Origin of the sequence: Streptomyces sp. NPDC048612, assembly GCF_043199295.1 — a bacterium.
In the GTDB taxonomy this organism is placed as follows: Bacteria; Actinomycetota; Actinomycetes; order Streptomycetales; family Streptomycetaceae; genus Streptomyces.
The window spans coordinates 1-12,761 of the sequence record NZ_JBICVV010000051.1; the positions used below are offsets into that span (position 1 = coordinate 1).

Annotated in this window: 2 pseudogenes; both read right to left on the reverse strand. The window is 72.7% G+C overall.

Features of this window, described 5'->3' with window-relative positions:
• A pseudogene (locus ACGFN2_RS35640) lies at window positions 1-3,062 on the reverse strand (type I polyketide synthase); the annotation flags it as partial.
• A gap of 153 nt (window positions 3,063-3,215) precedes the next feature.
• A pseudogene (locus tag ACGFN2_RS35645) lies at window positions 3,216-12,710 on the reverse strand (SDR family NAD(P)-dependent oxidoreductase); the annotation flags it as partial.
• Window positions 12,711-12,761 lie beyond the last annotated feature (51 nt).

Here is a 12,761-nt window from a genome sequence, read left to right on the forward strand (position 1 = left end):
ACAGCCCACACCGGCACACCCAACGGCTCCACCGCCTGAACCAGAGCCAACACCGACTCCACCGAACCAAGAAGCGACACCACACCCATAGCCCCTACACCACCCAGCAGCGCAGCAAGCTCCTCCCGGCCCGCACCCACCGGAACCACCACAAGCCGAGCCCCACGCGCCACCAAAGCAGCAGCATCAGACTCCGACTCCGCAACCACCACCCACAAACCAGACAACTCACCCACACCCCGGACGGAAAGCGAACGCCACTCCTCCCGATACGTCCAGTCACCGGTCGCCCCGGCATCCTGGCGGACAAGCGTTCCAGGGTTGAGCCAGAAGTGACGGCGTTGGAAGGCGTACGTGGGGAGGTCTACGCGACGGGCACCGGTGCCGGCGAAGAAGGCCGACCAGTCCACCACCCCACCATGGGCGTGGAGTTGGCCGAGAGCACTCACGACGCTCCGCGCCTCATCGCGGTCGGACCGCATCACGGACACGAACAGCCTGTCCTCGACGCCGGGGAGCACGCCCTGCGCCATCGCGGACAGCACGCCGTCCGGACCCAACTCGACGAAACGCGTCACACCTTGAGTGTGGAGGGTGTGGACGCCGTCGGCGAAGCGCACCGCCTCGCGGACATGCCTCACCCAATACTCCGGGGTCGACAACTCCGGACCCGCGACCTCACCGGTCAGGTTCGACACGACCGGGATACGCGCGGTCTCATACCTCAGCGACTGCGCGACCGCACGGAACTCCTCCAGCATCGGCTCCATACAAACCGAGTGGAACGCGTGACTGACCGACAACTTCTTCGTACGCGCACCCTGCTCAGCGAGTACAGCGGCGACCTGCTCCACCGGAGCCTCGTCACCGGAGATCACCACCGCCTGCGGACCATTCACCGCCGCGACCGACACACCCTCGACCAGAGCCGCACGGACCTCGCCCTCAGCCGCCTCGACCGCGACCATGGCCCCGCCCTCAGGCAGGGCATCCATCAGCCGGCCACGAGCAGCAACCAGCGCACACGCGTCATCGAGCGAGAGCACACCGGCCACGTGCGCAGCCGCGACCTCACCCACCGAATGACCCAGCAGAGCATCCGCACGTACACCCCACGACTCCACCAGCCGATACAGCGCGACCTCGACCGCGAACAGAGCAGCCTGCGTGAACCGCGTACGATCCAACAGCCCCTCCCCATCCCCGTCGAAAACCACACCCTTCAAAGACCGACCCAGCCCACCGTCCAGCCGAGCACAGACCGCGTCGAAGGCCTCCGCGAACACCGGATACGCGGCATACAACTCCCGCCCCATACCCACACGCTGAGCCCCCTGCCCCGTAAACAACAACCCCAGCCGCCCCCGAACCGTCCCGGTCCCGGTCCCAGTCCCCGCAGCGGTCCCCTCGGCCACGGCCCGTAGCTCGTCCAGGAGCTGGTCCCGCGACGAGCCCACCACCACAGCCCTGTACGGCAGCTGTGCCCGCGTCGTTGCCAGCGAGAAGCCCACGTCCACCGGCGACTCAGGCGACTCTCCCGCGACAGACACCGCAGCCGCCAACCGCGCCGCCTGCGACCGCAGCGCCTCCGGCGACTTGCCCGACAGCACCCACGGCACCTGCGGCACCGGCACGCCGTCTGCCGTGGCAGCAGTGTCGGTCTCGTCGGGTGCGGCCGGCGGTGCCTCCTCCAGTACCACGTGCGCGTTCGTCCCGCTGATGCCGAACGACGAGACCGCCGCACGCCTGGGGTGTCCGTTCGGTGTCCACGGGCGGGCCTCGGTCAGGAGGTCCACCGCGCCCGTCGACCAGTCGACGTGCGGCGAAGGCTCGTCCACGTGCAGCGTCTTCGGCAGAACCCCGTGGCGCATGGCCTCGACCATCTTGATCACACCCGCGACACCTGCCGCGGCCTGCGTGTGACCGATGTTCGACTTCACCGAACCCAGCCACAAAGGACGCCCGGACTCCCGCCCCTGCCCATACGTCGCCAGCAGCGCCTGCGCCTCGATCGGGTCCCCGAGCTTCGTACCCGTACCGTGCGCCTCCACCGCGTCGATCTGGTCGGCGGGGACGCGCGCGTTGGCGAGTGCCTTCTGGATGACGCGGCGCTGAGAGGAGCCGTTGGGGGCGGTGAGGCCGTTGGATGCGCCGTCCTGGTTGACGGCCGAGCCGCGGATGACGGCCAGCACCCGGTGGCCGTTGCGGCGGGCGTCGGACAGGCGTTCAAGGAGGAGCAGTCCGATGCCTTCCGCCATGCCGGTTCCGTCGGCGGCGGCGGCGAAGGACTTGCAGCGGCCGTCGGCCGCCAGACCCCGCTGGCGGCTGAAGGCGGTGAAGACCTCGGGGGTGGGCATGACAGCGACGCCGCCCGCGACGGCGAGGGTGCAGTCGTCGCGGCGCAGCGCGTTGCTCGCGACGTGCAGGGCGGCAAGGGACGACGAGCAAGCCGTGTCCACGGTGAGGGCCGGGCCTTCGAGTCCGAAGGCGTATGACAGGCGGCCGGAGATGACGCTGCCCGCGTTGCCGGTGAGCAGGTGGCCCTCGACGCCTTCGGGGATGTCGTACAGGCCCGAGCCGTATCCGGCGTAGGCGGCGCCGACGACGACACCGGTCTGGCTGCCGCGCAGGGCTTCCGGGGAGAGGCCGGAGCGTTCGAACAGCTCCCAGGAAGTCTCCAGGAGCAGGCGCTGCTGCGGGTCCATGGCCAGTGCCTCGCGCGGCGAGATCCCGAACAGCTCCGCGTCGAACTCGCCCGCGTCGTAGAGGAATCCGCCCTCGCGGGTGTACGAGGTGCCTTCGCTGTCGGGGTCGGGGTCGTAGAGCCGGGCGAGGTCCCAGCCCCGGTCCTCGGGGAAGGCCGCGATGCCGTCCGTACCCGATGCGACCAGGTCCCACAGGCCCTCGGGCGAGGTGACGCCGCCCGGGTAGCGGCAGGCCGCACCGATGATCGCGATCGGTTCCCGGTCCCGGCCCTCGACGAGTTGCAGGCGCTCGCTCGTCTCGTGCAGGTCCGCCGTCACGCGCCGCAGGTACCCGCGGAGCTTCTCCTCATTGGTCATGTCGTCGCACCCTCACGCGCTTCCGGGATTCAGATCTCAAGGGCTCGGGGGCCGGCCGGGACCCCGGGGATTCCGGGCCCCGGCCTGTCCGGACTGCCCGGCCGGTCCTGCCGGACAAGCCGGACCGGCCGTGCCGATTTCTGCGGCAGCCGCTCACGACCCACCGAACCTCTGGTCGATGAAGTCGAAGAGCTCGTCGTCGCTCGCCGTGCCGAGTTGTTCGGTGACGGTGGCTCCGCCGCCGCCCCGTGCTCCTTCGTGCGGGCCGCCGTCAGCCTCGCTGCCTTCGCCGGCGGTGAACCGTTCGGCGTTGTGCCGTGCCTGGGTCAGGTTCCAGTCGGCCATCAGACCGTTGATGCGCGCCGTAATCTCAGCGCGGTCGTCGTCGTCGAGGTCGGGGGTCTCCAGGTGGCCGGCCGCGATGCCGCCGAGCACCAACTCGATGCGGTCGAGTTCAGCGAGCAGCGAGGCCGTGCGCGGCTCGTCGTTGCCGAAGAGTTCCGCGCCGAGGTGGTCGGCGAGCGTCTGGGGGGCCGGGTGGTCGAAGACCAGGGTGGCCGGCAGGCGCAGGCCGGTGGCGTTGTTCAATCGGTTGCGCAGTTCGACTGCCGTGAGGGAGTCGAAGCCCATCTCCTTGAAGGGGCGGTCGGGGTCGACGGCCGAGGTGTCGGCGAAGCCGAGGACGGTGGCCACGTTGTCCAGGACGAGGTCGAGCAGGACGCGGGGCCGTTCGGCCTCGGGGACGGTCGACAGGCGTCCGGCCGCGGTGGGTTCGGCTGCCGCGGCGGCACCGGCTGCCCTGCGCAGGGCGGTACCTCGGAGGAGTCCGCGCAGCAGCGCCGGTACGGTTCCGTCGCCGGTCGCGGTGCGCAGGGCGGCGAGGTCGAGGCGTACGGGAACGAGGTGGGCCTCGTCGCTCCGTACCGACACGTCGAGCAGCTCCAGGGCCTGGCTGGTCTCCAGGGCCAGGACGCCGCCCCGGCCGAGCCGGGTCAGGTCGGCGGCATCGAGGTGTCCGGTCATGCTGCTCGCCTCGGCCCACAGACCCCAGGCCAGGGACTGGCCGGGCAGGCCCCGGGCACGGCGGTGCCGGGCCAGGGCGTCCAGGAAGGCGTTGGCGGCGGCGTAGTTGCCCTGCCCGGCGCAGCCCAGGGTGGCCCCGGCGGCGGAGAAGAGCACGAACTCCGCCAGGTCGGGGGCGTGTTGGGCGGTCAGCTCGTGCAGGTGGAGCGCCGATTCGGCCTTGGCGCGCAGGACCCGGTCGAGCTGTGCGGGGGTGAGCGTGTCGATCACGCCGTCGTCGATGACTCCGGCCGTGTGGTGGACGGCGGTGAGCGGGTGGTCGGCGGGGATCCTCGAGAGCAGTGCCTCCAGCGAGGCCCGGTCGGAGGCGTCGCAGGCCTCAAGGACGACCTCGGCGCCAAGAGCGCGCAGCTCGTCCGCAAAGGCCGTGGCGCCGTCGGCGGCCGCGCCGCTGCGGCTGGCGAGGACCAGTCTGCGCGCGCCGCGTGTGGTGACCAGGTGGCGTGCCACGATGCGGCCGAGGACACCGGTGCCGCCGGTGATCAGGACGGTTCCGGCCGGGTCGGCCTGCGCCGGGACGGTCAGCACGACCTTGCCGGTGTGGCGGGCCTGGCTGACGTATCGGAAGGCTTCCATCGCGCGCCGCACGTCCCAGACGGTGGCCGGGAGGTGGGTCAGGACGCCCTTGTCGAACAGGGCGGTGATCTCGGCCAGCATTTCGGCGATGCGCGCGGGCCCGGCCTCGACGATGTCGAAGGCGCGGTAGTGCACGCCGGGGTGGTCGCGGGCGGTCTCCTGCGGGTCCCGGACGTCGGTCTTGCCCATCTCGACGAACCGCCGGCCGGACACCTCGGACCCGGCGGGGGCCGCCAGCAGGCGCAGGGAGGCGTCCACGTACTCGCGGGCGAGCGAGTTGAGGACGACGTCGATGCCGCCGCGCCCGCCGGCCGTGGTGCGGAACTTCTCCTCGAAGTCGAGGCTGCGGGATGAGGCGATGTGGTCGTCGGCGAGCCCGAGCGCGCGGACCGCGTCCCACTTGGCGCGGCTGGCGGTGCCGTACACCTCGACGCCCCAGTGGCGGGCGAGCTGGACGGCCGCCATGCCCACTCCGCCGGCGGCGGAGTGGACGAGCAGCGATTCGCCGGCCCGTACGCCCGCCAGGTCGTGCAGGGCGTAGTACGCGGTGAGGAACGCCGCGGGCACGGCCGCCGCCTGGGCGAAGGTCCAGCCGTCGGGCATCCGGGCGATCATCTGGCTGTCGGCGACCGCGGTGGTGCCGAAGGCGCCGGGGAACATGCCGAACACCCGGTCGCCCACAGCGAGTCCGGTGACTCCGGGGCCCACCTCAGTGATCACGCCCGCGCCTTCGCCGCCGAGGGTGGCGGAGCCCGGGTACATGCCGAGGGCGATGAGGGCGTCGCGGAAGTTGAGCCCGGCCGCCCGCACGGAGATACGTACGGTGGACGGCTCCAGCGGTGCCTCCGCCTCGGGTGCCTCGACCAGGTGCAGGCTCTCCAACGTGCCGCCTTCGGGCGTGTCCAGCCGCCAGCTCGTGCCGGGGTGCGGGGGGACCAGGGACCGCGTCGCGGAGGCCGCCCGAGCCAGGCGCGGGGCCTTCAGCGTGCCTTCTCGTACGGCGAGCAGTGGCTCGCCCGCCCGGGACGCGGCGTCCAGGGCGTGCGGGACGAGCGCGGCGGCGGTGTCCAGGTCGTCAAGGTCGAGCAGGACGAACTTGTCCGGGTGCTCGGCCTGCGCGGAGCGCAGCAGCCCCCACAGGGGCGCGTGTGCGAGGTCGTGCACGTCGTCACCGGCCGACGTGGCGCGCCGTGTGACGAGTACGAGACGGGAGTCGCCGAACCTGTCGTCGGCCAGCCACCGCTGTACGAAGGCCAGCGCGTCGGCGGTGGCGGTCCCTGCCTGTTCGGCGAGGCCGGCCTCGGCCTGTGCGGGCCCGGTGGTCGCGGCCTGTGCGGGCCCGGTGGTCGCGGCCTGTGCGGGCCCGGTGGTCGCGGCGGCGCCGACCGGGCACAGGACGTACTCCGGTACGGTCCCGCTCTGTTCGTACGCTTCGGCCAGCGTGTCCAGGCCGCGGTGCACGGGTGCGGCGACGCCGGCCGCGCGCAGTGCGTCACTGAGTGCGGCGCCGGACTCCCCGACGACGGCCAGGTGGTGGGGGTCGGGTTCGCCGCCCGTGGGCAGCTCGGCCCAGTCGACGAGGTACAGGCTGTCCTGGCCCGCCGCCTGCGGGGTGGCGAGGCCGGCCGCGGCCATCGGCCGGGATACCAGCGAGTCCACGGTGAGCACGGGTTCGCCGGTGCCGTCGGCGACGGTGAGCGAGACCGCGTCCTGGCCGGTGGGGGCCATCTCCACGCGGAGGGTGGTCGCTCCCGTGGCCCGCAGCGACACACCGGTCCAGGAGAACGGGAGCCCGCCGACACGGCCGTCGTCACCCTGGCCCTGGCCCTCACCGGCTCCCGCGACCATCACGGCGAGCGGGGCGTGCAGGGCGGCGTCGAGCAGGGCTGGGTGGATGCCGAAGGAGAAGGCGTCGGCGTGGGCCTCGGCGGGAAGCTCGACCTCGGCGAAGATCCGGTCGCCGCGCGTCCAGGCGGCCCGCAGGCCGTGGAAGACGGGCCCGTACTCGAAGCCGTGGTCGGCGAAACGCGCGTACAGGTCCCCCGTGTCGACGGGGGTGGCGTCCTGCGGCGGCCACTGCGCGATGCGGCCCGCGCCCTCGGCGGACACCGGCTCCGGCAGGAGAGTGCCGGTGGCGTGACGGGTCCACGGGACATCGTCGTCCGCGCCGTCGAGCCGCGCGTGGATGCTCAGCGCGGCCCGCCCGGACTCGTCGGGTTCGTCGACGGATACCTGCACGTGGATGCCGCCGCTATCCGGCAGCACCAGGGGCGCCTCCAGGGTCAGCTCCTCGACGTGCCGGCGACCGACGTGTTCCCCGGCCCGCAGGGCCAGCTCCAGGACACCGGTGCCGGGCACCAGGACCGTCCCGGAGAGGGCGTGGTCGGCGAGCCAGGGGTGCGTCTGCGCGGAGAGCCGCCCGGTGAGCAACACGCCCTGACCGTGGGCGAGTTCGACGGCCGCACCGAGCAGGGGGTGATCCGCGGAGGCAAGACCGGCCGAGGTGATGTCGCCCTGACGGACGGGACCGGGCTCCAGCCAGTAACGCTGGTGCTGGAAGGCGTAGGTGGGCAGGTCGACGCGGCGGGCGTCGGAGGGGAAGACCTTGGACCAGTCCGGTGTGACGCCGTGGACGTGCAGCTCGGCCAGGGAGGTCAGGAGACGGTCGAGACCGCCGTCGTTACGGCGCAGCGAACCGACCGTGACCGCCGGGGAGCCCGCGTCCTCAATGGTCTCCTGAACACCGATACTGACGACCGGGTGGGGGCTGGACTCGACGAACACGCCAAAGCCGTCGTCGATCAGCATGCGCGTCGCGGTCTCGAACTCCACCGTCTGACGCAGATTCGCGTACCAGTACTCCGCATCGAAAGCAGAGCCGTCCTCAACCTGGCCCGTCACCGTGGAATACACCGGTATCTCACCCGCCTGCGGGCGGACCGGCGACAGTACGTCCAGGAGCTCGTCGCGCAGTTCCTCGACATGCGCGGAGTGCGAGGCGTAGTCGACCGCGATACGCCGCGCCCGCACATCCGTCCCGGACCAGCGGGCAAGAAGCTCGTCCAGACCCTCCACATCGCCCGAGATCACCACGGAATTCGGCCCATTGACAGCCGCGACCGAGACCCGGCCCTCAAAACCGGACAACTCCTCACGGACACGATCAACAGGAAGCGGCACAGAAACCATGCCACCCCGCCCCGCCAGCGCCACGATCGAGCGCGACCGGAGCGCCACCACACGCGCCGCATCCTCCAACGACAAAGCACCCGCCACACACGCAGCCGCGATCTCCCCCTGCGAGTGACCCATCACCGCCGACGGACGAACACCCCAGTCCCGCCACACCGCCGCCAGCGACACCATCACCGCAAACAGCAACGGCTGAACCACATCCACCCGCTCAACATCCACCCGGCCATGAAGAGCGTCCTCAAACGACCAATCCGTAAACGCAGCCAGAGCCTCACCACACTCAGCCATCCGCGCCGCGAACACCGGCGAAGACTCCATCAACTCCAACGCCATGCCCTGCCACTGCGAACCCTGACCCGGGAACACAAAAACCACCCGACCCGCATCCGAGGCAACACCCTCAACCACACCAGCCACACCACGACCCTCAACAACAGCCTCAAGCCCCACCACCAGCTCATCCCGCGACCCACCCACCACCACAGCCCGATACGGCAGCTGCGCCCGCGTCGTCGCCAACGAGAAGCCGATGTCCGCCGGCGACTCGTCCGTGACAGTGGCGATGAGCTTCGCCGCCTGCGCCCGCAACGCCGCCGCCGACCGACCGGACACCGCCCACGGCACCGGCACACCACCCGAAGCGGACTCACCGGTCTCGGTCGCCTCGGCGGCCACCTCAGGCGCCTGCTCAAGCACCACATGCGCATTCGTGCCGCTCACACCGAACGACGACACACCCGCCCGGCGGGGCCGGTCCTCCGGCTGCGGCCACGCACGCTCCTCGGTGAGCAGCTCCACCGCGCCCTCGGTCCAGTCGACGTGTGGGGTCGGCTCGTCCACGTGCAGGGTCTTGGGGAGGACCCCGTGGTGCATCGCCTCGACCATCTTGACGATGCCGGCGACGCCGGCGGCGGCCTGCGTGTGACCGATGTTCGACTTGATCGAACCCAGCCACAGCGGCCGGTCCGCGCCACGGTCCTGCCCGTACGTGGCAAGGAGCGCCTGTGCCTCGATCGGGTCGCCCAGCTTCGTTCCCGTGCCGTGCGCCTCCACCGCGTCCACGTCCGCGGAATCGAGTCCCGCGTTGGCGAGCGCCTGGCGGATGACGCGCTGCTGGGCCGGGCCGTTCGGGGCCGTGAGCCCGTTGGAGGCGCCGTCCTGGTTGACCGCCGAGCCACGGACGACCGCGAGCACGGGGTGCCCCTTGGCCCGCGCGTCCGACAGGCGCTCGACCAGGAGCATGCCCGCGCCCTCGGACCAGCCGGTGCCGTCCGCCGCGCCCGCGAAGGACTTGCAGCGGCCGTCCGCCGCGAGCGCGCGCTGACGGCTGAAGTCGATGAACGTACCCGGCGTCGACATGATCGCCACGCCGCCCGCAAGCGCCATGTCGCACTCGCCCTGCCGCAGCGACTGCGCCGCCAGATGCAGGGCCACAAGCGACGACGAGCACGCCGTGTCCACCGTCACCGCCGGACCCTCGAGCCCGAAGGCGTACGCGACACGGCCGGAGGCGACGCTGCCCGAGTTGCCGGTGCCGAGGTAGCCCTCGACGCCTTCCGGGATGGCCAGGAGCCGGCTGGCGTAGTCGTGGTACATGACGCCGGCGAACACGCCGGTACGGCTGCCGCGCAGGCCCGTCGGGTCGATCCCGGCCCGCTCGAACGCCTCCCACGACGTCTCCAGGAGCAGCCGCTGCTGCGGGTCCATCGCCAGCGCCTCGCGCGGCGAGATCCCGAACAGCTCCGCATCGAACTCGCCCGCGCCGTGCAGGAACCCGCCCTCGGTGGTGTACGAGGTGCCGGGGTTCTCCGGGTCCGGGTCGTAGAGGGCGGCCAGGTCCCAGCCGCGGTCGGCGGGGAAGGCGGTGACGCCGTCGCCGCCGCGGGCCACCAGGTCCCACAGGCCCTCGGGGGACCGTACGCCTCCGGGGTAGAGGCAGGCCATGCCGACGATCGCGATCGGCTCGTCGGCGGCTGCCCGCGTCGCGCCCCGGGCCGGGGCAGCCGGTGTGCGGGGGGCCTGGCCGGCGCTCTCCTCGAACCGCTCGCCGAGGTGGCGGGCGAGCTCCTGGGCCGAGGGGTAGTCGAAGGCGAGGGTGGCGGGCAGGCGCAGGCCGGTGGCGGCGCCGAGCTGGTTGCGCAGCTCGACGGCGGTCAGCGAGTCGAATCCGAGGTCCTTGAAGGCGGCCGTCGGGGGGACGGCATCGGCACCGGAGTGGCCGAGCACCTCGGCGACCCGGCCGCGTACGAGCCTGAGGATGCTGTGCTCGCGCTCGGACTCGCCGAGCCGCGCCAGCTGTTCCACCCAGGTGGAGCCCGCGCTGGCCGCACCGGCGTCCTGGCTCACGTCACGGCGCCGTACCGTGCGGACCAGGCCGCGCAGCAGGGGCGGGGCGACGGCGCCGCGCAGCTGGGCGCCCAGGGCCGCGAGGTCCAGGCGCATCGGGACCAGGAGCGCCTCCGGGGCCGTGCCCTCGGCCGCGGCGAGTGCGCCGTCGAACAGGTCCAGGCCCTCGGCCGGGCTCAGCGGGCGCAGCCCGGAGCGGTCCATGCGGCGCAGGTCGGTCTCCCGGAGCCCGCCCGTCATGCCGCCGTCCTGCTCCCACAGGCCCCAGGCCAGGGAGGTGGCGGGCAGCCCGTCGGCGCAGCGCTGCTGGGCCAAGGCGTCCAGGACGGCGTTGGCGGCGGAGTAGTTGCCCTGTCCCGCGCTGCCGAAGACGCCGGCGGCGGAGGAGAACAGGACGAAGGCCGTGAGATTCTGATGTCGGGTCAGCTCGTGCAGGTGCAGCGCCGCATCGGCCTTGGGCCGCAGCACGGCCGCCAGGCGCCCGGCATCAAGGGTGTCGAGGACACCGTCGTCGAGGACGCCCGCGGTGTGCACCACGGCAGTCACCGGGTGCTCGGCGAGCAGCGCGGCGAGCTGATCGCGGTCGGCCACGTCGCAGGCGGCGACGGTGACGCGGGCGCCCAGCGCGGTCAGCTCCTCCGCCAGGTCGGCGGCGCCTTCGGCGGCAAGGCCCGAACGGCTGGTCAGCACGACACCGCCGACGCCGTGCTCGGCGACGAGACGGCGGGCGACCAGGCGGCCAAGGGCGCCGGTGCCGCCGGTGATCAGCACGTGGTCATCGGCGCTCCAAGGCGCCTGTGCGGCCTGGGAGTCGGTGGCTGCGCGGGCCAGGCGCGGCGCCGACCAGGCACCGTCGCGCAGCACCAGCTGCGGCTCGTCCGAGAGCGCGGCAGCGCACAGGTCCCGCTCGTCGAGCGCGGCGCCAGGGGCGGCATCGACGAGGACGAGGCGTCCGGGGTTCTCGGCCTGCGCGGCCCGTATCAGGCCCCACACACCCGCGCCGGCCAGGTCGGCGGGGCGTTCGCCCGCCACGGCCACGGCGCCCCGTGTCGCGACGACCAGGCGCGCGTCCGTGTGACGGGGGTCGGCGAGCCAGCTGCGTACCGCTTCCAGGGCATGCGCGGCCGCCGCGTGGACGGCGGTCCGGTCGTCGTCCTGTGCGTCCCGGTCGATGACCACGCCCAGGACCTCGCAGCCCTCGGACGTCTCACCGGCCGGGTCGTAGGGGGCGTAGCGGACCTCGTCCGGGACGGGCGCAACGGCGCAGCGGGCCCAGTCGACGCGGAACATCGAGTCGTCGGCCGCACCGCCCTCGGCGATGGCCAGCTGCTCGGCCGTGACCTCGCGGAAGGCCAGCGAGCCGACCGAGACGACCGGGCGGCCCGCCGCGTCGGCGACGGTGACGGAGACCGCACCGGTGCCGGCCGGGGCGATCCGTACACGCGCGGTGCCCGCGCCGGTGGCTCGTACGCTGATGTCGTTCCAGGCGAACGGCAACCCGCGCCCCGCCGGCTCGACGCCCTGCGCGCCGGAGACGGCGGCGTCAAGCAGGACGACGTGCAGGGCGGCGTCGAGCAGCGCCGGGTGCACCTGGAACCCGTCGGTGCGTTCCCCCTCGGGCAGCGCCACCTCGGCGAAGAGGTCGTTGCCGCGCTTCCAGGCGGCCCTCAGACCGTGGAAGGCGGGGCCGTAGGCGAACCCGCCCGCCGCGAACGCCTCGTAGGCGCCGCTGACGTCGATCGACTCGGCGCCCGGCGGCGGCCACGCCCCGGCCAGATCCGCCGAATCGGGCTCCTCGTGGGCCTGTTCGGGGTCGGGGACGAGGGTGCCGGAGGCATGGCGCGTCCACTGCTCGTCCTCGTCGACCCCGTCACGGCGCGAGTGGATGGTGAACGCGGACCGCCCGGCGGCGCCGTCCGCGTCGAGCACGGTCACCCGCAGCTGTACGCCGCCTTCGGCGGGCAGCACCAGGGGTGCCTCGATGGCCAGTTCCTCGACGGCACCACGCCCGATCTGGTCCCCGGCCCGCACGGCGAGCTCCACGAACGCCGTGCCGGGCACGATCACCCTGCCCAGGACGGCGTGGTCGGCCAGCCAGGGGTGCGTGTCGAGGGACAGCCGCCCGGTGAGCACGAGGCCGTGCGGGTTGGCGAGGGAGACGGCAGCGCCGAGCAGGGGGTGGTCCGTGGAGAGCAGCCCGAGAGAGCCGATGTCACCGTGGTGCGCCCGGTGGGCCTCCGGCCAGTAGCGGGTGCGCTGGAAGGCGTACGTGGGGAGAGCGACGCGGCGGGCACCAGTACCGACGAAGAACGCCGACCAGTCCACCGTGCCGCCGTGGGCGTGGAGCTGGCCGAGCCCAGTGACGAGGCTGTGGGCCTCGTCGCGGTCCCTGCGCAGGACCGGGACGAAGAGGGCGTCCTCGGCGTCGGTGAGGGTGGACTGCGCCATGGCCGACAGGACACCGTCCGGGCCCAGTTCGACGAACCGGGTGACGCCCTG